At 73.2% G+C, this 23,925-nt stretch carries 16 protein-coding genes; 9 read left to right on the forward strand and 7 right to left on the reverse strand.

All coding sequences use genetic code 11. The annotated features are described in order from the left end of the window. Positions 1–4 precede the first annotated feature (4 nt). The 3 genes from KO717_RS35800 to KO717_RS35810 all read right to left on the reverse strand — a co-directional run bounded on the left by KO717_RS35800 (position 5) and on the right by KO717_RS35810 (position 3,312). A complete protein-coding gene (locus tag KO717_RS35800) occupies positions 5–517 on the reverse strand; it encodes a hypothetical protein (RefSeq protein WP_301373879.1) in 513 nt (170 codons plus the stop codon). Between the two features lie 134 nt (positions 518–651). Next, positions 652–2,211, reverse strand: a complete 1,560-nt coding sequence (locus tag KO717_RS35805; RefSeq protein ID WP_301373881.1) for a serine/threonine protein kinase — start codon at positions 2,209–2,211, stop codon at positions 652–654. Between the two features lie 156 nt (positions 2,212–2,367). Continuing rightward, positions 2,368–3,312 carry a methionyl-tRNA formyltransferase gene (locus KO717_RS35810; protein ID WP_301373883.1) on the reverse strand — a complete coding sequence of 315 codons (945 nt, stop codon included), beginning with the start codon at positions 3,310–3,312 and terminating at the stop codon, positions 2,368–2,370. A gap of 254 nt (positions 3,313–3,566) precedes the next feature. Here KO717_RS35810 and KO717_RS35815 point away from each other — a divergent pair, with 254 nt between their 5' ends. Next, positions 3,567–4,901 carry a lysine N(6)-hydroxylase/L-ornithine N(5)-oxygenase family protein gene (locus tag KO717_RS35815; protein ID WP_301373884.1) on the forward strand — a complete coding sequence of 445 codons (1,335 nt, stop codon included), beginning with the start codon at positions 3,567–3,569 and terminating at the stop codon, positions 4,899–4,901. A 12-nt stretch (positions 4,902–4,913) separates the two neighbouring features. Continuing rightward, a complete protein-coding gene (locus tag KO717_RS35820; protein WP_301373885.1) occupies positions 4,914–6,497 on the forward strand; it encodes an amidohydrolase in 1,584 nt (527 codons plus the stop codon). On the opposite strand, the gene KO717_RS35825 is transcribed toward KO717_RS35820, so the two are convergent. Together KO717_RS35825 and KO717_RS35830 are read right to left on the reverse strand one after the other, a co-directional pair. Continuing rightward, complete coding sequence (locus KO717_RS35825; RefSeq protein WP_301373886.1) at positions 6,478–7,746, reverse strand: YhgE/Pip domain-containing protein; 1,269 nt, start codon at positions 7,744–7,746, stop codon at positions 6,478–6,480. The genes KO717_RS35820 and KO717_RS35825 overlap by 20 nt on opposite strands. 169 nt (positions 7,747–7,915) lie before the next feature. Continuing rightward, entirely contained in the window at positions 7,916–8,902 is a 987-nt protein-coding gene (locus KO717_RS35830) for a hypothetical protein (RefSeq protein ID WP_301373888.1), read from the reverse strand. 106 nt (positions 8,903–9,008) lie between these two features. Here KO717_RS35830 and KO717_RS35835 point away from each other — a divergent pair, with 106 nt between their 5' ends. From KO717_RS35835 to KO717_RS35855, 5 genes are all read left to right on the forward strand, one after another. Continuing rightward, positions 9,009–10,703, forward strand: coding sequence for a hypothetical protein (locus tag KO717_RS35835; protein ID WP_301373890.1), 1,695 nt, complete (start codon positions 9,009–9,011; stop codon positions 10,701–10,703). Positions 10,704–10,765: 62 nt separating this feature from the next. Next, entirely contained in the window at positions 10,766–11,839 is a 1,074-nt protein-coding gene (locus KO717_RS35840; protein ID WP_301373892.1) for a hypothetical protein, read from the forward strand. Beyond that, positions 11,836–13,239, forward strand: a complete 1,404-nt coding sequence (locus KO717_RS35845) for a hypothetical protein (protein WP_301373894.1) — start codon at positions 11,836–11,838, stop codon at positions 13,237–13,239. The genes KO717_RS35840 and KO717_RS35845 overlap by 4 nt, the downstream gene beginning before the upstream one ends. Before the next feature lie 5 nt (positions 13,240–13,244). Further along, on the forward strand, positions 13,245–17,165 hold the full coding sequence (locus KO717_RS35850) for a WD40 repeat domain-containing protein (RefSeq protein WP_301373896.1): 3,921 nt from the start codon (positions 13,245–13,247) through the stop codon (positions 17,163–17,165). A 63-nt stretch (positions 17,166–17,228) separates the two neighbouring features. Beyond that, positions 17,229–17,729 (forward strand): MarR family winged helix-turn-helix transcriptional regulator, encoded by a 501-nt coding sequence (locus KO717_RS35855; protein WP_301373898.1) that lies wholly within the window; start codon positions 17,229–17,231, stop codon positions 17,727–17,729. 39 nt (positions 17,730–17,768) lie between these two features. Here KO717_RS35855 and KO717_RS35860 read toward each other — a convergent pair whose 3' ends face one another. After that, positions 17,769–19,217, reverse strand: a complete 1,449-nt coding sequence (locus KO717_RS35860) for a serine/threonine-protein kinase (protein WP_301373900.1) — start codon at positions 19,215–19,217, stop codon at positions 17,769–17,771. A gap of 171 nt (positions 19,218–19,388) precedes the next feature. On the opposite strand from KO717_RS35860, the gene KO717_RS35865 reads away from it, so the two are divergent. Next, entirely contained in the window at positions 19,389–21,293 is a 1,905-nt protein-coding gene (locus KO717_RS35865) for an FHA domain-containing protein (RefSeq protein WP_301373901.1), read from the forward strand. A gap of 31 nt (positions 21,294–21,324) precedes the next feature. Here KO717_RS35865 and KO717_RS35870 read toward each other — a convergent pair whose 3' ends face one another. After that, positions 21,325–21,861, reverse strand: a complete 537-nt coding sequence (locus KO717_RS35870; protein WP_301373903.1) for a hypothetical protein — start codon at positions 21,859–21,861, stop codon at positions 21,325–21,327. A gap of 206 nt (positions 21,862–22,067) precedes the next feature. Between KO717_RS35870 and KO717_RS35875 the strand changes: the two genes are divergently transcribed. Further along, entirely contained in the window at positions 22,068–23,558 is a 1,491-nt protein-coding gene (locus KO717_RS35875) for a hypothetical protein (RefSeq protein WP_301373904.1), read from the forward strand. The last annotated feature ends 367 nt before the right edge of the window (positions 23,559–23,925 follow it).

The raw sequence follows: 23,925 nt of genomic DNA on the forward strand, positions 1-23,925 counted from the left end.
AGCCTCAGGGGAGTGCGCTGGTGACGCCGTCGACGATCATCATCCACATGGGCTGGGCGCCCGTGCCGAACGCCGAGGCCAGGGCGTACCCGATCGCCGCGTCCGCCGGCCGGATCTCGCGGTCCTCCCGCCATTCGGCGATGACCGTCTCGTCGCCGTCCGAGGAGAAGTCGCCCAGGTGCACGCCGTCGCGGGTCAGCCGGCTGGTGGCGACGGAGTCCGGGACCAGGCGGTAGTCCGCTCCGTCGTACGTCAGGTCCACCCGGTACGAGTGCCTGCTCAGGCGGCCCTTCGCCGGCAGCAGCCCGACCACCGCGCCGTCGACCCGCATCGTGAGGTGCGCCGGGTCGCGGGTGCCGATGGCTATCTGGGGGTCCGCCGCGCTCGCCGGGTCGCGCTCCAGGCTCACGCGGGGGACCGCCTCGCCGTCGACCTCGAGGCGGTCCTGGCCGTCCTGGCGGACGGTGATCGCGCCGAAGCGGGTGTCGTCGATGGGGGCCGGGTCTGTCTCGTTCACAGGTGTGCGTCACTTCGGTGAGTGGGGTGGGTGGGGCGAGCGTGGCGTGCGTGGCGCGCGGTGAACCGCCGTCAGGCATAAGGGATTTTCCGTATCACCCTACCGGTAGTGATCATGGTGTGGGCGGCAGCGGATCAATCGCGCTCCCACACCTTGGCGACGGCCTCCAGGTAGTCGTCCTGGCCGTCCTCGATGCGGGTGACCTCCAGCACGAGCAGCAGGTCGGAGGAGACGCGAACGCAGATCATGTCGTCGGTGTCCCACTCGGCGTCCTCCACCAGGGTTCCGTAGCCGGAGCTGTGTCCGTCCGCGAGGCAGTCGCTGTTCAGGTCGGCATCACCGGACTTGAGCAGCAGGATGTCGTCCCCGGCGAGGTCCCAGTTCGGGTGCAGGTCGACGTCGAAACCGTCCCCCGCCTTCGCCTGCGTGAGGTCGGCGGCGTCGATGCCGTGGCCGGTGGGCAGCTGGACCTCCGCCTCGTCCGACAGGGACCAGCCGTCGAGCGGGTCGGTGCTCTCCGGCGCCGGATCCGTGGGGGTGCCGCCGCTGTCGTCCTGGGAGACGTAGTGGTCGGCCGCGTTCTTCCCGTTCTGCGCGGCCGTGTACGCGAGGGCCCCGATCGCCGCGGCCACCACCACGGCGGCGCCCGCGAGGAAGGGTGCCGTACGGAACCGGAAGCGCGGCTCGGCCGGGCGCGGTCCGTACCCGGGCGGGACGGCGGCCGGACCGGCCGCCGCTACGGACGGGTCCACGCGCGTCGGCGCGTACGGCGGGGGCGCGGTGGCCGTCAGCGAGGGATCGGAGTCCGCCTCCAGTGCCGAGGAGGCGCGCGCGAGCAGGCTGTGCGCGACGGGGGCCGGCAGCCAGCCGGAACCGACCGGGCGGGCGTCGTCCGCCCCGTCCGAGAGTTCCGTGAACAGCGCGGCCAGGGTGGGCCGCGCGGCGGGGTCCTTGGCGAGGCAGCGCCGTACGAGATCCAGCGCGAGCCCCGAGAGGGCGTCCAGCCGCGGCTCGGAGTGCACGACCCGGTAGAGCAGCGCAGGGGTGGCGCCGGACCCGAAGGGGCTCTCGCCGCTCAGGGTGAAGCCCAGCACCGCCCCGAAGGAGAACACGTCGGAAGCCGTTCCCACGGAGCCCCCGCAGGCCTGCTCCGGCGACATGAAGCCGGGGGAGCCGACGGTCAGTCCGGTGCGGGTCAGCGCGCTCGCCTCGGTGGCCCGCGAGATCCCGAAGTCGATCACCCGGGGTCCGTCGGGGCCCAGCAGCACGTTGGACGGTTTCAGGTCACGGTGGACCAGCCCGGCGGCGTGCACGGCCGCGAGTGCCGCCGCCAGCCCGCGCGCCAGGGCGAGCGCCGAGGCCTCGGGGAACGGCCCGTGTTCGGCCACCGCCTCGGCGAGCGACATCCCGGGGACGAAGACCGTGCTCAGCCATGGGGTCGGGTCGTCCACGCCGGCGGCGAGCACCTGCGCGGTGTACCTCCCGTCCACGGCCCGCACGGCGGCGACCTCGCGGGCGAAGCGGCGCCGGAACTCCGGATCCCGGGCCAGTTCCGGATGCACCACCTTGACCGCGACGCTGCGTCCGCCGGGCGTGCGGGCCAGGTAGACGCGGCCCATGCCGCCGCTGCCGAGCCGTGCGACGACGTGGTAGGGCCCGACCCGCAGGGGGTCACCCGGTATCAATGCGTCCACTCGGCCCCCCGGATCGCGCCTGGTACGGCCGGATCCTAGTGGCTTGAACCATGGTCATGCGGGCGTTCGGAGGCGTTCGCGGACGTGGTCCGGGCCGCCGCCCGGGCGCCGGTGGCCGGACACGGCCCGGCCCCGCGCCCGGGTCGATTCGGTGGCTCAGCGGCTGGTCAGGTACCCGCCCATGGTGGTGAAGTAGTCGGTGGCGGGCATCTCTTCGCCTTCCTCGGTCCGTACCCGGGTGATGGCGAGGCCGTGGTTGCGCCCGGTGCGGGCGTCGGCCCCGGCCACGATCACGACGCCTTCCCCCTCGCGGTAGAACACGCGGCCGGGCGTGCCCCCGTAGCGGCCCTCGGAGACGACGGCGGCCAGTACCTCCAGACGCTTGCCGCGGTGGTAGGTGAAGGCGGCCGGATAGGGGGCCGACTGGGCGCGGACGAGTCGCTGGAGGTCCTCGGCCGGCCAGTTCCAGTCGATGCGGATGTCCTCGGCCGAGCGCTTGTGGAAGAAGCTGGCCTGCGAGCGGTCCTGGCGGGTGAAGTCGGTCTCGCCGGCCGCGATCCGGCCCAGGGCGCCCACGGTGACCGGTGCGATCAGGTCGACCGTCTTGTGGAACAGGTCGGTCGCGGTGTCCGTGGGGCCGACCGGTACGGCGTGCTGGACCACGATGTCGCCCGCGTCGAGCTCGTCGTTCATCAGGTGGGCGGTGACGCCGACTTCGGGCTCGTCGTTGATCAGCGCCCAGATCAGCGGTGAGAAGCCCGCGTACTTCGGCAGCAGGGAGTCGTGCACGTTGAGGGTGCCGTGCCGGGGCAGGTTGAAGATGCGCGGGGGGATCCACGTGCGCCAGTTGTTCGCCACGATGATGTCCGGTTCCGCCTCCTTCAGCCGTGTGAACAGCTCTTCGTCGTCGGGGCGGTTGCGGATGAGCACCGGGACGCCGTGGTCGTCGGCGAGGTCGGCGACGGAGTCGCTCCAGATCTTCTCGTACGCGTGCTCGCTCTTCGGGTGCGTCACGACCAGAACGACATCGTGTTCGGACTCCAGCAGGGCCTGCAGGGTGCGGTGCCCCCACGTCTGATAGCCGAACATGACGACCCGCATGGGGTTCCTCCTTGGAGCGGCGACAGATTTCAAAATGAGTAAAGCAAGGCTTACCTAACTGTACAACATCCCCTTCTTTGGGGAGAGTTCAGCGGCGAATCGATGAAGGCTCGATCTGATTTGCCCATCGACAGGTCCATGATGTCAGGTTAGCCTTCCCTAAGTTCGCTTCGGGTTCCGCTCCTTCGGCGTGCCCAGTCCCTGGTTCCCCCACCCATGGCGATCGGCTGCCCCCCGCACGATTTGGGAGTGACATGTCACAGGATCTGTCCGATGATGCGCCACTGATCCACGACCTCATCGGCATCGGCTTCGGCCCCTCGAACGTGGCCATGGCGATCGCGCTCAGCGAGCACAACGCCGGCGTCGGACCGCAGGAGGCGGTCACCGCCCACTTCTTCGAGCAGCAGCCCCGCTTCGGCTGGCACCGCGGCATGCTCATCGACGACGCCACCATGCAGGTGTCCTTCCTCAAGGACCTGGTGACACTGCGCAATCCGGCGAGCGAGTACAGCTTCCTCTGCTACCTCCAGAGCCGGGGCCGCCTGATCGACTTCGTCAACCACAAGAACCTGTTCCCGCTGCGCGTGGAGTTCCACGACTACTTCGAGTGGGCCGCGGCCAAGGTCGACGACATGGTCTCCTACGGGTCCGAGGTCGTCGCCGTACGCCCCGTCCTGCGCGACGGGGCGATCGAGTACGTGGACGTGACCGCACGCTCCGGCTCCGAGCTCGTGGTCCACCGGGCGCGCAACCTGGTGGTCGGCACCGGCCTGCGACCGCAGATGCCGGAAGGAGTGGAACGCACCGAGCGCATCTGGCACACCTCGGAACTCCTCACCAGGGTGGCCGCTCTGGGGGGCGCGGACCCCGCCCGGTTCATCGTCGTCGGCGCAGGCCAGAGCGCCGCCGAGAACGTGGCCTTCCTGCACCGCACCTTCCCCCGGGCCGAGGTGTGCGCCGTCTTCTCCCGCTACGGCTACAGCCCCGCCGACGACAGCGGCTTCGCCAACCGGATCTTCGACCCCTCGGCGGTCGACGAGTACTTCACCGCCCCCGAGGAGATCAAGCGCAAGCTGATCGAGTACCACGCCAACACCAACTACTCCGTGGTGGACATCGACCTCATCGACGACCTCTACCGGCAGGAGTACCAGGAGAAGGTCCTCGGCACCGAGCGGCTGCGCTTCCTGAAGGTGTCACGGCTCGCGGACGTCACCGAGACCCCCGACCACGTGCGCGTCACCGTCGAGTCGCTGGTCACGGGGGAGAAGGAGGCCCTGGCGGCCGACGCACTGGTCTACGCGACCGGATACCGTTCCGCGGACGGCCTCGGGCTGCTCGGGGACGTCGAGAAGTACTGCCGGCGCGACGGCCTCGGCCGCGTCCGCGTGGCACGCGACTACCGTGTCGAGAGCGAGCCCGAACTGCGCTGTGGCATCTACCTCCAGGGAGGAACGGAGCACACGCACGGCATCACGTCCTCCCTGCTGTCGAACACCGCCGTCAGGGTCGGCGAGATCCTCCAGTCCATCGTCGCCCACGGCCGCGTCCCGGTACCGGCCTCCCGCACGGCACCCACCCCCTGAGGACCAGCACCCATGCTCTGCACCAGGCTGACGAACGCCACCTTCCTCACCATGGACCCCGGCCACCCCGTCGCCCACGACCTGGGCATCTGGCACGGCCGGATCGTCGGCCTGGACGAGGCCGTCACCGCGCTGCCCGCCCGGGAGGTCGTCGACCTCCAGGGCGCCACCGTACTGCCCGGATTCATCGACTCCCACGTGCACCTGGCCTGGACCGGACTCAAGGCGACCACCCCCAGCGTGGCGCCCTGCGAACGCGTCGAGGACGTGCTCGCCGTCGTCGCGGAGGCGGTCGCCCGGAAACCGCGCGGCGCGTGGGTGGACATCGTGGGCTACGACCAGCGGGCCCTCGGCCGGCACCTGACGGCCGCCGAACTGGACAAGGTCGGCGACGGCCGCAAGGTGTTCATGCTGCACGACTCGGGACACGGCTGCGTCGTGAACACCACCGTCCTCGACCTGCTCCCCGGGGAACTCGCCCACGGCGAGGGCTTCCTCGCCGAGAGCGCCATGACCACCGCACGCCGGCTGCGCCTGCCGTACTCGCAGGAGGAGATCGCCGACGCCGTCGAGTACGCCGGCCGCACCTGCCTCGCCGAAGGCGTCACCGCCTGCGCCGAGGCGGGCATCGGCGGCGGCCTGCTCGGCAACAGCCCGGTCGAGCTCGGCGCCTACCAGCTCCTGCGCGACCAGGGGCGGCTGCCGCTGCGCGTCCAGCTCATGGCGGCCGCCGACACCCTGCGGCCCGTGGCCGCGCACGCCTCGGACGGGATCCCCCGCGCCCTGGACCTCGGCCTGCGCACCGGCTTCGGCGACGACTGGCTCTCCCTCGGCGCGCTCAAGGTCTACACCGACGGCGGCATGATGGCCCGTACGGCCGCACTCACCCGCCCCTACGAAGGGAGTGACCACGCGGGGGAGTTCCAGGACAGCCCCGAGCGGATCACCGACACCATCGTGGACGGTCACCTGGCCGGCTGGCAGCTCGCCGTGCACGCCATCGGCGACCGCGCCGCCGACCTGGCCCTGGACGCCCTGGAACGCGCCCAGCGGCTACGGCCCCGTCCCACCGCCCGGCACCGGATCGAACACGCCGGCCTGATCCGGCCCGACCAGCTGGCGCGCTTCGCCCGCCTCGGCGTGTGCGCGGTGGTCCAGCCGCACTTCCTGCGCTCCTTCGGCGACGACTACGCGGCCGTGATGGGCCCGGAGCGGGCCCCCTGGATGTACCGGGGCCGGGGCTTCCTGGACCACGGGGTCACCCTGGTGGGCAGCTCCGACCGCCCGGTCACCGATGGATCACCGCTGAAGGCCGTCCAGTTCATGGTGGAACGGGCCTCCGCCTCCGGCGCCCTCATCGGTCCCGACGAGGGCATCACCGTGGACGAGGCCCTGCACGCCTACACCGTGGCGGGCGCCTACGCCTCCCACCAGGACGACAGCGCGGGCACCCTGGCCCCGGGCCGACGCGCCGACCTGGCCGTCCTCGGCGACGACCCGAGGCGGGTCGACCCCGGGCGGATCGGAGCCATCGAGGTCGTCGCCACGTACGTGGACGGCAGGCCCGCCCGAGGTGTCAGGCGGGCTGCGGCGTGAGGCGCTTGAGGCCCTTGCGGTCGTAGTAGGCGGTCATGGCGAAGCCGAACAGCAGGGCCAGCACCGTACCGACCGCGATCATGATCCAGGAGCGGGTGAGCCCCGCGTCGCCGCGGGCGTCGAAGTAGAGGATCGCGCGGACACCGTCGCTGAGCTGACGCATCGGTTCGAAGTGGGAGAGGAAGCGGTAGAAGCCGGGGACGGCCTGCAGCGGGACGGTCGCACCCGACGACGGAAGACCCAGCACGATGAACACGAACATCGACACGAGCTGCCCGATCCCGCCGAACGCGGCGTTGATGGCCTGCACGCCCAGGCCGACGGCGAGGGCCGCGCAGTAGGAGTAGATCCACAGGAGCGGCAGGTGGGACGCGTCCATCCCCAGGATGCCGATGCAGGCCAGCATCACCAGGGACACACTGACCAGCGTGATGCCCGCGGTCATCAGCATCTTGAGGAGCAGCGTCTGGGTACGGTCGATCGGCACCGTCGGGCGCCGGGTGTGCCACGGGCCGATCTCGTTGTCGGCGTAGCCGAGGGCGGTGTCGACGCCGTTGCTGATGACGTTGCCGCCCATGAACCCGGCCAGCACCAGCAGCAGGGTGTAGTAGAAGGCCGTCAGACCGAGGCCGCTGTGCGCGCCGATCGGGTGACCGACCCGCGTGACGACGTCGACCGGGTCGGCCAGCAGCAGCTTCGCGGTGGCGCTCGCCTGGCCTCCGGCGGCGGCCGTGAGCTGTTCGCCGACGGAGCGGGACGCGCCGTGGGCGGCTCGCGTCGTGATCTGACTCGCCAGCGAGGATCCGAGGCTGCCCTTGCCGGGGTTGGTGAGCACCGTGATGGCCGGCCGCTTCGTGGCGCCGGACGTGGGGAGCGCCGTGACGGACTCCGTGAAGCCGGCCGGGACCACCAGCGCCCCGTAGACCTCGCCGGAGTCGAGCTGGTCCTGGGCCTGGGCGAGGCTCAGTTCGCGCCAGTCCGCCTTGCTGCCCGCGGGGTCGGCGGCGATGGCCGCGGTGATCTGCGCACCCAGGTTCTGCCGCTGCCCCGGCTGCGGCTCGCCCGTGTCCTCGTTGACCAGGGCGATGGGCAGGTCGTGCAGTTCCGCGTTGGGGTTGACGATGCCGCCCATGTAGAGCAGCGACAGCAGCAGGGCGAGCAGTCCCGTCAGGATCGTGGGGACCAGCCACAGCTGGGGGCGGCGCACCAGGGCCGCGGCGGTGGCTTCGGGGGCGACGGTCGGGGACATCGGTCTCCGTAGCTTCCCGGCGGGCCGGGATCGAGGGGCGGTGGCAGCGGCGGGGGGCCGCACGGCACCCTCAGGATGGTCTCCGCACCCGGGAAGGCCGCCGTACCCCTCGCGCTCCGGCCGCGAACCCGCGTACGGGACCACCGGAACGGCCCACCCCGGCGCCGGGCTACCAGGTCCAGCGGAAGCCGGCGGCCGCGTGTTCCAGTGCCGGGACGAACCGGTGGACCGAGCCGTCCGGGGCGAGGGCCACCGGGGTCTCGCTCAGGAGCGTGCCGTCGCGGTGGTGGTCCCAGGTCGCCCACCAGACGCGGGCCGGGCGCGGTGACGGCGGGAACTCGACGACCAGGTCGACGTTGTCGGCCCGGGCGTGCGCGACCCTCCGGTACTCGGTCACCTGTTCCCGGAGCGGGGCGTAGAGGACCTCGTACTCCAGCGAGGCGATCTGGCCCGCCTCCAGCGGGGCCGGGAAGGTGAGTTCCACGACCGGCGTGCTGCCCGGGAACTCCCGGCGGGCGCCGACACGGGCGCCGCGCAGCACCGCGACGTCGACGGCGCCGGGTGGCAGCCGGCAGGGGAAGGAGCGGACGCCGTCCTCGCACGCCATCACCGCACGGGTGGTGCGGTGGCGTTCCGGGGCACCGTGACGGCCGATGACGTGCCGTTCGAACACCGAGACGGTGCGGTGGCGCTGCCGGAGCGGAAGGTACTGCGGCAGCCGCAGGGTGTGCGTCACCGGACCGCCCGTATCCGCGGCCGGGACCGGGACCGGCTGCTCCGTGCCCGTCCCCGTGCCCGTGCCCGTCCCCGACCACAGTGCGCGCAGCGCCATCGCGTCGGCGCCGTCCATCGCGAAGGCCGCGACGAACCACTCCAGCGTCTCCCGGCTCAGGAACTCCCCGCCCAGCGCGCGGTGCACCCGGTCCTTCAGACGCCGCGCCAGATCCTGCTCCGTGTCCGGGCGTTCACCGCTGTCCCACAGGTGCAGGGCCAGCACCCGCGCCACCGCCGAGGAGCTCACCGGGCCCGCCGTGCGGCGCAGCTCCTGCTGCTCCCAGCGGATGCGGTACGCCGCCCGCCCGGTCAGCAGCCGGCGCAGCAGTTCCGCCGTGGCGGCGGCCGTCGCCCGGCCGTCCGCGCTCCGTGTTCCCGCCATGCGGTGGGCCCGCCCCTCCCGTGCGACACGACTGCGACGGAGCGGTGGTGCACTCGTGGCGGACCACGTCCGTGCACCGTCCCCCCGTTCCGATCGGAGCCTACCCATGAACACCCCGGCCGCCGAGCGGACTTCGTCCGATCCGTATCCGGCCGAGACCGTGCTGGAGCGGGCCTTCGCCGAGGGGGCGCGGGCCGACCTGACGGGGGAGGCGAGCGCGGCCGCCCGCACCGTACGGGCCGCAGCGCTCGCCGCGCTCCTGCGCGGGATGCGCCGGCCGGGGACGGCCGCGGGGCGGGACGGGGCGCCCGCCCTGCGGCTGCGCGGCGCACGCGTGCTCGGACGGCTCGACCTGACGGGGGGCGGAGTGGCCCCGGAGATCCTCCGGATCCGCTTCGAGGAGTGCGCGTTCGACGAGCCGCTCGTGTGCGCAGACGCCGTGCTGCCCGGCCTCGCCCTGACGCGGTGCCGCCTGCCCGCCGTGGACGCGGACCGGATACGGGTGCAGGGCCCGCTGGAACTGCGGGGATGCACGATCCCGGGAGGCGTGCGGCTGGAGCGGGCACGCGCCGAGACCGACGTGGTGCTGACCGGCAGCACGCTGGGACCCGGCCCCGACGGAAGAGCGCTGTCCGCGGAGGGCATGGTCGTCGCCGGAGCCCTGGACCTCGCGGGGACGGCGGCGTCCGGGACGGTGTTCCTGGCGGGGGTACGGGTGGCGGGCCCGGTACGGCTGGACGACGCCGAGATCCGCGCGCCCGGCGGCGACGCGCTCGTCCTGGACCGGTCGGTGCTCGGGGACCGGCTGCTGGCCCGCCGGCTGGTGGTCGAGGGAGCGCTGCGGATGTTCAACGCGGACGTCGCGGGCAGCGTACGGCTGACCGGCGCCCGCCTCACCCACCCCGACGGCATCGCGCTCGGCGCGTCCGGGGCGACCGTACGCGGTGCGCTGTGGTGCACGGCACCCTTCACGGCCAGCGGCGAGGTCCGCCTCACCGGCGCCGAACTGCGCACCCGGCTCGACCTCTCGGGAGCCCGGATCGGCCACCCCGGCGGCCTGACCGCGCTCGGCCTGGACCGGCTGTCCGCGTCCGACGTGAGCCTGCAGGGCCTGACCGTCACCCGCGGCACCGTGTCGGCCGCCGGCCTCCACGTACGCGACACCCTCGACCTGCGCGTCGACCGGGCCGACCGGCTCGACCTGGACCAGGGCACGGTGGGCGTACTGCTCGACGGTCCGGCCCACTGGCCCGCCCGGGCGGGCCTCGCCGGACTGTCCTACCGCGCCCTGCACCCCGTCCTGCCCGCCGCCGAACGGCTGCGCTGGCTCGCCCGCGACCCGTCCGCCGAGGCCGCCGCCCAGCCGTACGAGCAACTCGCCCAGCACTACACGGCCCTCGGGCGCCCGCTGGACGCCCGCAAGGTCCGCTACGCCGCGCAGCGCCGCCACCGGGCCGCGCTGTCCGGACCGACCCGCTGGTGGGAGGGCGTGCTGCAGGTGACGGTCGGCTACGGCTTCCGGCCCTGGCGGGCCCTGGGCTGGCTGGCCGCACTGGTCGTGCTCGGCACCGTCGTCTTCGGGTCCGTACCCCCGGCCGCACTGGAACCGGAGAAAGCCCCGCGCTTCCAGCCGGCGGCCTACACACTGGACCTCCTCCTGCCCCTGGTGAACCTCGGCCAGGAGTCCGCCTTCCAACCGGTGGGCGCCACCCAGTGGTTCGGCTACGCGCTGGTCGGCATGGGGTGGGTGCTGGCATCGGCGGTGGGACTGGGGCTGGGCAGGTCCCTGTCGGGGAGCTGAGGCACGCCGGGGACGCAGGCAGGACGGAACGGGACGGAACAAGGCGGAACAGGGGAGGAACCTTGCCCGACGAGAACGGCACCAAGGAATACCGCGAGATCTACCGGCGCGCGCAGGACGGCACACCCGTACGCGGCGACCTGGCCGACGGCCAGCCGCTGCCGGGGATGGCGGTGACCCGCGAGGTCCGGGAGGTCCTGCTGCGGGAACACGACAGGGAGGCGCCGGAGCCCCCCGTGGACGGACCGGGAAGGGCGGACCTGCGGATCGAACCCCTGGGGCCGGGCCCGGCCGACGCGTGTCCGCCGGAGGCCTTCCGCCCGGCCGAGGAGGAGGCGCCGGGCATCGCGGACGCGGTCGACCGGTGCCTGGACGGGACCGGCGCCGAAGGCGCCTTCGTCCGCCTCCTCATGGAGCGGTTACCGGAGCGCGGACACGCCTTCTGGCTGATCGGAGGCGCTGTCCGGGACCTGGTGGACGTGGGCCCCGAGGCCGAGCCCAACGACCTGGACTTCGCCGGGACGCTCCCGCCCCTCGAACTGCTCCAGGAGATCGAGGAGCAGTACGTGGACGCCGGACTCGGCGACCACCGGCCCCGGATGAGCCCACTCAGCCTGGTGGTCCACCTGTCCCGGCCCGGACAGCGCGGCCCCCGCATCCTGGAGTACAAGGCGCTCGCGGTGACCGACTTCCCCTTCTCCGCCTACGGCGGCAGCCTGACCGACGATGCCGCCTCCCGCGACCTCACCGTCAACAGCCTCTACTACGACCACGGCAGGCGCCTGCTGGTCGATCCCACCGGGGAGGGCATCGCCCACCTGCGGGCCCGGCCGCGCGTCCTGGCCAGCCGCAACACCGAGCGGGCCGCCGGACGTTCCGCCGCGGTGCTGCTCAGGTTCCTCAAGTTCGCCCTCCGCTACCCGGACGCGGACCTCACCCGTCTGCGGGACTGGGCCGCCGCGCTCCCCGCCGACCTGTCCGACCGGCTCGGCGAGGACGACTGGCCGGCGCTGCGGCACTCCTGGCGCAGCTACGTCCCGGACGAGGGCAGGCAGCGGGCCCTGGAGACCGCCGGGCTCCTCGGCCCCGCCGTCGCGGCGCTGGTGGACCGGCTCGCCGGGGAGGTACGCGCATGACCGCCGTACACCGGCCACTGACCGCCTGGGTCCGGGACGCCCGTCCCACCGGGCCCGCTCCGGGCGCCACCACCCCGATCCCGGCCCAGGCCCGGGGCGACGGCGGCACCCGCGCGTCCGCGCCGGGACCGTCCTGGGCCGCCCACGGCCCCATCAACGAGGGCGACGAGCGCGCCGACGCCCGGAGCATGGACCGCTTCCGCACCGGCTGGGAGCGCGGCTCGCTGCCGCTCGCGGACGGCGGCCACGGCCTCGCACTGATCCGGCCCGCCACCGGCGCCGCCGTACTGGAACTCGACGAGCTCGGAGAGCCGTTGCCCGCCGACCCCGACACGGCCGGGGCCGTCGCCGCGATCGAACGCCGCTGGCCGCCCCAGCGGCTGGAGCCGGCCGAACGGGCCCTCCTCGCCGCGGCCCACCCAGGGCTGCGCTACAGCCTGCTGGACCGGCTCGCGGCCGAGGGACGGCCCGAACCCGAGTGCTTCCACGTACTGCCGTGGGAGCGCGTGGACCGGCTCGCGGACGAAGTGACCGCGGCCCTGGGCGAGTCCGGACCCGCCGGGGACGGCACCCCCGCGGCTCCCCCCGTACGGCTGCGGCACTACTTCGCCCCCGCCGGGTCCCGGTTCACCGCCGCACTGGAACAGCTCGGCTCCGCCCTGCGCGCGGCCGACCCGCGGCGCCGGCGCGTCGCGACGACCGCCCTGTGCGCACGGCTCGCCGGGGCCGCCACCGGCCGGATCCCGCAGCCGACCCGGGAGCGGCTCGTGCGCCTGCTGGACGCCGTCGGCCGCGGCGACGCCTTCCTCGACGCCACGGCCGTACTCGCGGCGCGGCGACTCGCCGGGGCCTTCGCCGCCCCGGGGGGCGCGGGCGCGGAGGTCGTGTGGCACCGGCTGGACTACGGCAGTCCGGCCTCCGTACGGAACCGGTTCGCACCCGCGGCCGATGACGGATCCGACCTGGTCGAGGACGAGGTGTTGCGCGCGGTGTTCACCCTCACCCTGACCGTCCGGTCCGACCGCGGTCTCTACGTCACGGTCACCGCACCCCTCGACACCGGGTCCGCGGCGCTGCTGGCCCGGGGCTACGACGAGGTGCTGCTGCTGCCCGTCCACGTCACCGGCGCCGTCGAGGGCAACGAGCTGTACGTCCTGCTGAGGCCCTTCGCCGACCGGCTGTCCGGCGACCTGGAGATGACGGCCGCGGCCGACACCGAGGTCACCGCGGACCAGGCAGGTCCGCCGCTCGGCCTGGCGGACCTCCCGTTCCTGGACCCCGGGGCCGTCCGCAGGACGCTGGCCTGCCAGGTACGGGCCTCCGACCGGCGCCGCTGGCGCGAACTCCTCGACCGGCTCCCCGCCGGCCACCCGGTACGCCGCGCCATGGAAGGAGCCTGAGCGGGATGACGGTGCTGAAGGACATGACCGGACCCGCCCGGGCCCGGACCCAGGGCCGGGCCGCGGTGCTCGACGAGCTGGACGCCGCCCTCGCCTCCGACCACCTCCCGCCCGCAGAGGTCCGCGGCGTCCGCAAGAAGCTCGGCGAGGACCGCGGCGTCTTCATGGCCTGGCTCTCCCGCCTGGTCGAACAGGCCGACGTGGCAGCGCTGCGCCTCCTGTACACCGGCGAGGAGTCCGCGCTCCACGACGCCCTGGGCATGGCGAGCGACGAACCCGGGCTCGGCCGTCCCCTGACGGAGGAGTTGCGCAGGGCCTCCGGGCTGGCGGTGTTCGATGCGCAGGAGCAGCCGGTGCTGGGCGCGGTGCGGATCCAGGCCGCCCTCGCCCTGGACCTCGTCGACCCGGAACCGGACGAGGGACGCCTGGCGGTCGCCCTCGCCTGGTACCGGGGATCCGGCTCCGCCCCGGACGTCGCGACCGGCGCCTGGAGCCCGGACGGCCTCGCGCAGGGCGACGATCGCCTCCGGCGCGCACTGCAACGGCTCGCGGACGCGGCCGGGGACGCGGCCGGGGACGCGGCCGGGGACGCGGCCGGGGACGCGGCCGGGGACGGGGACGGCGTCCGTACGGGTCCCGTGCTGGCCGTGGCCATGGCGCTGTGCCGGCTGGCGCTGGGCCGGACCCCGGGCCCGTCCCGCAAGCCGGTGGCCGTCCGCGTCCTGTTCGACCGGCAGGGCGTCGGTGCGGCGGGACAGCTCACCCTGACCCTGCAGCCCCGCGGGCCCCGCGGCCTCGTGCCGGACCCCGGGACCATGCCGCTGTTCACCGTCGACGCCAAGTACGCCGCGTCCATGGCCCGGGCCTGGAAGGCGGCGGGACACGAGCTGTCGGGAACCGTGCTGTGGTCCCTGCAGGGGATCACGCTCGCCGGTGGCGCCGGCACCGCCAAGGGCCTGCCGCCGCACCGGATCGTGGGGCCGTCGCTCGGCGCGGCCTTCGGAGTGCTGCTCGCCGAGACCGTCCGCGTCCGGCAGCCGGCCCTCCGCTGGAGCAACCACAGGAGGTGGGCCGCCGCCCTCGCGCGCCGGGCCGTCATCAGCAAACGGGTCAGGGACGTCAACTCCGTCACGGCGGACGTCACGGACGGCGGAGAGCTGGTCTCCGTCGCCGGATTCCGCGCCAAACTGCGCGCCGCACACGACCTCGGCGTGGTCGTCGTAGCCGAGTCCGACGGCCGTGAGGCCCGCGACGTGGCCGGCGAACTACCCGGTGAACAGACGCAGATCGCGGTCGCGGCCGATGTGGCCCATGCGCTGCGCAAGGCCTGTTCCCGCAGCTGGTGGGTCGTGTTCAAGCAGGTGATCGGGTGCCTGCTCGGCCTGCTCCTCGTGTTCGGGGTCATCGCCGCCTTCCAGTGGCAGAAGGCCGCGGCGGAGGAGCGCCAGAAGCAGGCGCGGTCCCTCCTCAACGAAGCCACCGCCGTCCAGGACTCCGATCCCGCCCGCGCCCTGCGCCTGGCCCTGTCGGCACACCGGATGAGCCCGGGAGAGGCCTCCCGCAACAGCCTGCTGCGGATCCTCCTGGAGACCCGCTACCGAGGCGAGGTACCGCCCGTGGCGGGCACCCGCGGGCCGACGGTGCTCGGCTACACCGGCGACGGCCGCACCCTGCTGACCCGGGACGGGGACCGGATCACCGTCCGGGACGCGGCGTCCCGCGCCACGGTGGCCACGCTCCCGGTGCCGCCGGGCACCGACGCCCGCGAGCCACAGCGTCAGGTCCCGCCGGTCCTGCTGCCGCTGGCCGCTTCCGACGGCACGGCCGTGCTCATCGGCACCGCCGACCACCGGGCCGAACTGTGGAGCTTCGCGGACCCGGCGAAGCCGCGGCGGCTCGCCGCACTGCCGGGCGGCGGCCAGGTTCTGCAGGCCGCTGTCAGCCGTGACGGCCGTACCCTGGCCACCCTCGGGCCGCTCACCCCGCCGGCCGGCGGCGACGCGGTCTCCCCGGAGGCCCTCACCGTGTACGACGTCACGGACCCCGCGGCCCCGCGCAGGACGGGGCAGGTTCCCGCCTACGCCACCACGGAGGGCACCCGGCCCGTCGGCCTGTCGGTCAACCGTTCCGGCAACCGGGTCGCCGTCGCCGACGACCGTGACATCCGGGTGCACGACACGCAGGTCGCCGGACTCCCGGTGACCGTCACGATCGAGCCGGGCCGGTCCTCGGGTGCCGACGACCCGCGCGGCGGCGGACAGGTCAACCCCACCGAAGACGTCGCCTTCGACGCCTCTTCCGACTACACCCTCTACAGCGCCACCACACACCCCCTCGTGACGGCGGGCGCGGGCAACCGGTTCATCGACGTGTGGAGCACCTACCCGGAGAAGACCGGCCCGGGGTACCGGCTCGAAGCGGTCCTGCGGGGATCGGGCTGGGTGGTCCCCGGGCCCCGCGGGAGCGGTGCGGCACGGGACGACTCCGGGGTGACCCTGCTCGGCAGCGAGGTCGTGCTGCGCAGGACGAACGGTGCGACGGCCGCCGCGAAGCCCCCATCGGCCGTCGACACCCCACCGGCGCTCGCCTACAGCCCGGACGGAAAGCGGCTGGCGATCGCCGGCGACGACGGCACGGTGCGGTTCTGGGACGTCTCCGCCCAGACCCACTCGGTGGAAGCGCAGCCCCTCACGCGCTACGAGACGGCGGCGTTCGCCCCGCGCACGTCGGTCCTGGCCGTGACCCAGCTCGTCGAAGGCACCAGGAAGGGCGAGCTGGAGACCGTCCTGTTCGACCTCGCGGCCGGCTCGCCCTATCGGCGGCTCGGCGCTCTGGAGACTCCCGCCGACCTGCTGGGGATCGACCCGGACGCCACCCGCATGGCCGCGCTCCAGGACGGCGAACTGTCGCTGTGGGACGTGCGCGACCGGGCCCACCCGCGCCGGCTGGAGGCCACGTTCCCGCTGCCCGCGGACATCGCGGCGGGCAGTGGCGGCCCGAGCGGGGACGGAACGGGACGCGCCACCGGCGGGATCACCGACCTGCTGGTCGGCCCGGAAGGGAAGACCGTGGTGGCGGTGCGCGCCGGCTCCGACGAGGCGCTGGTCTGGCGGGTGGACTCCGACGGCGGCCGTGCCGGGACGTTCCAGAGGCTCACGTCCGGCACGTCGACGCCCACGGTGGACGAGCTGGAGGTGCCGGGGAGGGGCGCCCCGGAGCCGGGTGCGATCCCGGGCGACGGAGCCGGCCCGGAGGAGTACGGCCTCGACTCCGGCTCCGACTCCGGCCTGGAGTCCGAGTCCGGCACGGAGGCAGGCTCCGACACGGAATCCGGGCGTGGCGCGGTGCTGTCCCCCGACGGGCGGACGCTGGTCGTGGACGGCGGCCGGACGGGGCTGGCCGTGTGGGACCTGTCCGGCACGGAGCAGGCCCGCCGGACGCAGACCGTCCCCGCCGCGCCCGCGGGGGGCCGGCTCCTGTTCGGCGAGGACGGCGGCATCCTGCGGACCGGGGCCCACGGCTGGCGGTTGGCCGGCTCCGGCAAGGCCGAGGCGGAGGCCGTCCCGGACCTTCCCCTGCCCAAGGGGGCGCACAGCATGGACGTGTTGGCGTCGGGGACCTGGGGCGCACTCGCCACCACCTCCGGATTCCGTGACTTCACCACCTGGTTCGTACGACCGGGGATGGAGCCGGTGCCCCTCGGGAAGGACGGCTTCGCCGAACACCCGCGGGCGTTCCCCCTCCCGCCGGGCCGCCTCCTGCTCGGCTACTCCGCACTCGTCGTACGGGACGCCACCGAGGCGGTGGCGGCCGCCACCGACCCCCGGGCCGCCGTCTGCGCGGCGGTCGGCGGCGGCCTCACCCGTAAGGAACTCGACACCTACGCCGAGGGCGCCACGTGGGAGTCGGCCTGCCCGGCCACCTGACGGCCTGACGGCCTGACGGCCGAAGGAGCCTGCGCCGGTGGCGGTGTGTGTAGCGTCGTGATCATGAAACCGTTGACCGGTACCACCACCACCGATCAGGCGCCGGCCGATCCGGCCGCCACCGACGACATGCTGGCGACCCAGCCCATCGGCTACTGGAGCGGCCTGGCCCACACGGCGGTCACCCGGCAACTGCGGGACGCCATGGCCAGGATCGACGTGACACAGCCGCAGTACTGGGTCCTCAACCGGGTGAACAGCGGGCTTCCCGCGCCCGGCCGGGAGGAAGTGGTCACCCAGCTGACCCCGCTCGCGGACGGACCGCACGAGATCGCCCGGGTCGTGGACCAGCTGCTCCACCGCGGCTGGCTCTCGACCGACGGCGCGCAGCGGCTGCACCTCACCGAGGCCGGGGAAGTGGCCAGGGCGCGGCTGCGGCAGCTGGTGACCGAGCAGCGTGCAGTGGTCCACCAGGGCATCGGGGACGAGGAGTACGTGGCCGCCCTCAAGGTGCTGCGCAGGATGGTCGCCAACGTCGAGGCGGCCGGGACCCAGACCCCCTGACGGCCCCGGACGCCGCCGCCGGCCGGGCCCGTGCGGGGTTCAGCGGGTGCAGGTGATCGAGAAGGGGACCGGGTTGGAGGTGGTGCGGGTGGGGCTCTGGATTTCCACGGCCATCCCGGTCGTCAGGGTGCCCGTCTTCGCGTCGGCCGACACGCGCACGGTGTCGCGCCCCGTCGGGTTGGCCTTGTCCCCGATCGACAGGGTGCGCCAGTGCGGATCCACCACCGAGCCGTTGCCGGACACCCAGCGGTAGGAGATCAGCGTCGGCTCGGACGCGGTGAAGGTCGCGGTGAACGCCGGGGTCCGGCCCTCGGGGACCGGGCAGCTGCCGGTGTAGGTCGTGTTCGCGCCCGTCACCGACACCTGTACGCCCGAATCGGGTGCGGTGCCCCCGTCGTTGCCGTTGAGCGCGTAGGCGATCCCGCCGCCGATCAGGACGCAGGCGGCCGTGCCGGCGGCGACGAAGGTCATCGTACGGCGCTTGCGGGGCCGGGCGGCGGCCTCGGCGGCCGTCCCGGTGGCTGCTTGTGCCGCGGGTCCCGGGGCCATGGCGGTGGTGCCTTCCGCCGGGGTCGGCAGGATGCGGGCCGCCCCTGTGGTGGCGCCGGGTTCCTGCGCGATGTCCCGCAGGGCTTCGGCGACTTCGGCGGCGGGCGTCCGCTGCGAGGGCTCCTTGCGGAGCAGCCCCGCGATCACCGGGGCGAGCGGGCCCGCGCACGTCGGTACCGGCGGTTCCTCGTCCACGACGGCCCGCAGGGTACTGAGCGCGGTGTCCTGACGGAACGGGGAGATACCCTCCACGGCCGCGTACAGCATCACGCCGAGGGACCACAGGTCCGACTCGGGGCCCGAGGGGCGGCCCAGCGCACGCTCCGGCGGCAGGTACTCGGGGGAGCCGACCACCTCGCCGGTCATGGTCAGGGCGGTGCTGCCCTCGACCATCGCGATGCCGAAGTCGCTGAGCACCACCCGCCCGTCGTCCGCGAGCAGCACGTTCGCCGGCTTGACGTCCCGGTGCTCCACGCCGACGGCATGGGCGGCACGGAGCGCGTTCAGCACCTCCGCGCCGATGTACGCGGCGTACCGGGGGTTGAGCGGTCCCTCGGTGCGCAGCAGCCCGGCCAGCGACTGTCCCCGGATCAGCTCCATCACGATCCAGGGCCGGTCGTCCTCCATGACCACGTCGTGGACCGTGACCACATTGCGGTCGGGTATCCGGGCCGCCGCCCATGCCTCCCGCTCCAGCCGGCTGTACAGCCGGGCGAGGTCATCGCCCCACAGGCCGGCCGGGACCCGCACCTCCTTGACGGCGACCTCCCGGTGCAGGGTCTCGTCACGGGCCCGCCACACGGTGCCCATACCGCCTTCGCCGAGCCGGGACAGCAGCCGGTAGCGCCCCGCGATCAACGGTTCCCCACCCGTCGGACCCGGTGCGGGGGTGGCAGCGAACGCGGTCTCCGTCACGGTCTCGGATTCGTCGTTGTACATGGGGTGGTTCTCCTCTATCGGCGGCCGACGCGAGCATCACGTACGGGCCGGGCCCCGGGTTCAGGGAGACTCAAAAGATTCCAAGAAATGGTTGAACCGAACACGTTCTCGACGACGTGTTGGTTCGTGTCGTACGAGTCATCAGCAGCATCGTTTTCCAAGGGGTGTGGAGTGCCATCGGTCATCGTCGGGCGCACGGGTCCGTTCACCGGACAGAGCGTGGTTCTGGGCAGCGAGCCCCTCAGTTTCGGGCGCAAGAGCGACAACGACGTCGTGATCGTCAGTCCCAGCGCCTCCCGGCTGCACGCCGAGATCCTCACGGAGGACCCGGGGTTCGTCCTCTACGACCGGGACAGCCGGAACGGCACGTTCGTCAACGACCAGCGCGTCACCCGGCATGTGCTACGCCCGAACGACTGCATCCGGATCGGTGACGAAACGTTCCTCTACGAGGGGCAGGACGCCATGGAGACGGTCATGGACCTCTCCCTCCTGGACGTCCCCCGGGTCGGTACCGCGGACCCCGGCATGCTGCGGGTCACCATCACCGGCGGCGGCCCGGTCGGCCTCGCCTTCGCCCTGGCGCTCGACGAGATGCTGCCCGGCCGGACCGTCATCACCCTCTACGACGGGCGCTGGACCAGGAAGGGCTCCGCGGTCGTCTGGAAGGACGAGACCCAGGGCAACTTCCGCCGCCAGCAGGTGGTGACCGTCCAGAGCCGCCAGTACCTCGCCCTGTCCGAGGAGGTCCTCGGCGCGCTCTTCGCCGACGGCGCCGCCTACTCCGAGATGTGGCCCGTCGGCCCGGACTCGGTCGACGGCCACCCGCCCCGCAACATCCGGATCGCCCACATCGAGGACCGGCTGCTGGAGCTGGCCGGCCGGCGCCCGGCCATCCGCCTCGTCCCCAGGCGCTTCGACGTGACCGAGCAGCAGAACCGGCTCACCCAGGAACACGTCCTCGTGGTCTGCGAGGGCGGCCGCTCCCGCACCCGCGAGCACTACGCCGACCGCTTCGGCGCGGCCGACGCCTCGATCTACTCCCTCGACGGCGAACACCTTCAGGACGTCGTGCTCGGCCTGCGGGTCAAGTCGAAGCTGCCGGACCCGATGAGCGTGCTCCTCACGGTGTCGCAGAACCGCTTCCTGCTCAACTCGCTGCGCGGCGAGGGCTTCCTGAACATGCGGCTCACCCGGGAGGAGGCCAAGAACGTCATCGGCATCGACCCGGTCCGCCACGTCTTCGAGGAGTGCATCGCCGCCCGCCCCTGCCTGATGAGCCGGCAGGAGGAGGACAACGAGTTCCGCTGCCCCACCCACGGCACCCTCTTCCTGCCCGCCCTGCTGCGCAGTTCCCCGCTGTGGAAGGAGATCCGGCAGGGTCTCAGCCTCTTCGGCGTGGCCGAGGAAGACCTGTCGGCGATCACCTCGTTCCGGCTGGACATGGTGCAGCGCCCGCGGTTCACCGCTCAGCTGCACCGGCCGACGGCGACCAGCCCCGGCACCTTCGGCTTCCTGCTGGGCGACGCGGCCAACGCCATCCACTTCTGGCCGGGCCGCGGCCTCAACAGCGGCCTGGCCTCGGCCACTTCACTGGCCCGCTCGCTCAGCCGCGCCTGGCAGGGCAAGCCGCTGCGGGATGCCGACTTCATCCGGCACGAGGCCGCCATGTCCATGCTCCAGTACCGGCACAAGAGCCGGGCCTGGAACGCCATGGTGACCACCGACGACCAGGGCGTCACCCGCGCCATCAGGGACATCATCGCGCGCAGCGCGGAGGCCGGCGGCGGAGTCGGAGTCGGGAGCGACCTGGACGCGCTGCTCGACCGGATGGCCGGTATCCGCGACCGGCTGGGATCCCGGCTGCCCGGCCTGCCCACGGACGGGGAACTCCGCTCCCACCTCGCCTCGATCGCCCCCGCCACCCTACACACCCTGCGGGAGAGCGGGGCCTGGGACACCCTGATCGTCGGCGGCGAGGAGGCCGACATCGACCTCTTCTACCAGTCGGACTCCCCGGTCTACGTGCCCCGCCCGGCCGACCCCCGGAGGGCGCCGGCCCCGGCTGTCGGGTGACCTGAGCCGGGCGCGTGCGAGGACGCCGGGGTCAGTCCTGGTCCGAGCGGGACAGGGCTTCGGTGACCATGCGGGTGGCGAAGTCGCGGTCTCCGGTGAGCCGGTTGATGTGCTCCGCGAGCAGCAGGGCCGTGGCTTCCAGGGAGTTCATCTCGTCCCCGGTCCAGTCCCCGTACTGCTTGCGCCACAGATTGGGGCTCAGGCCGGTGGCGGCCGCGACGACCAGGCCGACCATGGTGGGGATGACCTCGGGGCGGACGCTCTTGTGCATCAGGCGCAGCGAGGCCACGAAGCTGGGCACCACGTACTCGATGACGTCGCTGTCCTGGTCCTCGTGGGCCATCCGCAGCCACTGCACGAACATGTAGATGAGCGTGCACGCGCCGTCCACCAGGTCCTCGGCCTCCTCCGGGCCCAGTGACGCGGTGAACTGGTCGATCAGCTGCTGCTGTTCGGGGTCGGTCCCGGCCTTGCCGGAGTACACGGCCTTGAGCCGTGAGTCGATCATCATGAGCGCCGCACCCACATCACCGACGGCAGCGTGCTGGGAGTCACAGGGCGATGGCACAGGATTCCTCCTCGGGTGACCGTGCGCAACTCGGCGTGCTCGTACAGTAGCCCCCCGACGGGAGGGCGGTCAGCGGAATCCCGTGCGTCCGTGCAAGCCGGTGACATGGTCCGGCCCGGGGTGGAGAATCGGACGCAGTGACGTGGGGCCGAGGGGCGGGGGCGCTGATGGGTCGGGCACTGCGCGTGGGGATCGTGGTTCTGCCGGTGGGGTTCGTACTCTGGTACGCCTCGTACTACACGACGATCGCGGTCTGGGAGTTGCGCAAGCTCTTCGCCTGGTTCGCCCTGCCCCTGCTGGCCGCGGCGGCCACCGCGACGGTCGTGCTGCTGGTGGGACGGCTTCGGCGGCGTGCGGGGCGCGGTGCGGGCACCGGGAGCGCGGCCGCCACCCTCGGGTGCCTGGGCGCCGTCGTCGGGCTGGGCCTCACCGTCGGCTGGCTCGTGTACGGCTCGTACCTGCAGGACCGTGCGTACATGGCCACTTCGCAGGTCGTGACCGAGCCCGTACCCGCTCTGGCGGCCCGGGTGCCGTACGTGGCCGGCAAGGCGCAGGCCGCCCCGCACCTGGGCGATGTCACCGGCGAGATCTCCGACATCACCTACCTGCCGGACTCGGACCGGTTCGCCACCCTGGTCGAGCGGCGCGGCTGGCTGGCCGGGTACGAGGTCGGCCTCGTGCAGGACGTCCCCCTCGGCGGCGAGAGCCGCAGCCAGGAGCGCTGCCCGTTCGACGTGTCCCGGGCGGACGCGAGGATCAGCGGCTGGTTCACCCACAACCTCGGCAGGAAGATCTCGGCCGAGAAGCGCTGGGTCCGGTTCGAGGCCGACGACGCGTACGTGACCTGCTCGGGCGGCACCCCGGTCGTGGTCGTCCCGCTCAAGCGGCAGACCGGGATCCTCGTGGTGACGGAACGCCCCGCCGGTGTCGCGCTCTACGACGGGCGGACCGGAAAGCTCACCGTCACCACCGACACCTCTGCCGTTCCCGGCCCGTCCTACCCGATCAGCCTGGCGGCCCGTCAGCGGGAAGGAACGGCTGCGGTGGGCGGCTTCAGCGACTGGTGGTTCGAGCGCAGCGGATGGGATGCCTCCGAGGACGGGGCCAACGAGGGCAACGAGTCCGAGTTCACCATGCGGTACGCCGCAGAGACCGGGCGCAGTGCGTACGTCACCCCGCTCACCCCGCAGGGGGAGGCCAGTTCGGTCGTGGCCGTGTCGACGGTGCCCACCCGTCACCAGGGCGGCGGGCTCGCGCCGATGACCGTCCATCGCCTCGATCCGGCGTGGTCGTCCCCGAAGGCGCTCGTCGCCCTGATCAAGGCGGAGTACCGGGACGTCTGCTGCTACAACGACGACCAGGTGTTCGAGGTCGTGCCCACCGGGGGCGGAACGTGGACGGCCACCGTCGGCAGCGAGCAGAACGTCCGCTACCGGGTGGAGGGGAAGGGTCAGGTGGGTGGCCGCGAGGCGACCTGCCTGAAGGCCGCCGACGGAGCGCTCATCCGGTGCGCGTACGTGGTGCCCGGATCGCCCGAGGAGCAGGAGCTCAAACGCCGGGAGCAGCAGAAACAGCAGCAGGAGGGCGCGAAGAACCCGGGGGACCCGGGCGATCTGACGGCCTATACGAACGAGCAGCTGGCCGAACTCCAGCGGCGGATGACCGAGGAGATCGGCCGCCGTCTGAAGGCCGGGTGACCGGATGACCGGGTGACCTGATGACCGGAGGACCGGACCGATCATGCGGAGGCCGCCTCACCGGACGGTGAGGCGGCCTCCGCATGTGAGCGGCATGGTCCGGGGACCGTCGGAGCGGCTGTGCGGGCCCGTCACCGCATCGATCCGGTCACCCTCGTGGGACGTTCGGTGAACCGTGAGTGACCGTCACCTGGGCGGCAGGCGCGGGAGATCGCATCACGCCGGTCGACGCGCCGCGCTCTTGCGTCGCGCGGACCTGCGGTCACCCGGCGGGAGCTGCGCGAACACCCCCCGGGTCACCGGCATTCGAACGAGCTGTCCGTAAATCGACCGCCCGTGTGCGGTGGGCCTTCGCGCCTGGCAGGCT

It is taken from the genome of Streptomyces xanthophaeus, from assembly GCF_030440515.1.
Classification (GTDB): Bacteria; Actinomycetota; Actinomycetes; order Streptomycetales; family Streptomycetaceae; genus Streptomyces; species Streptomyces kutzneri.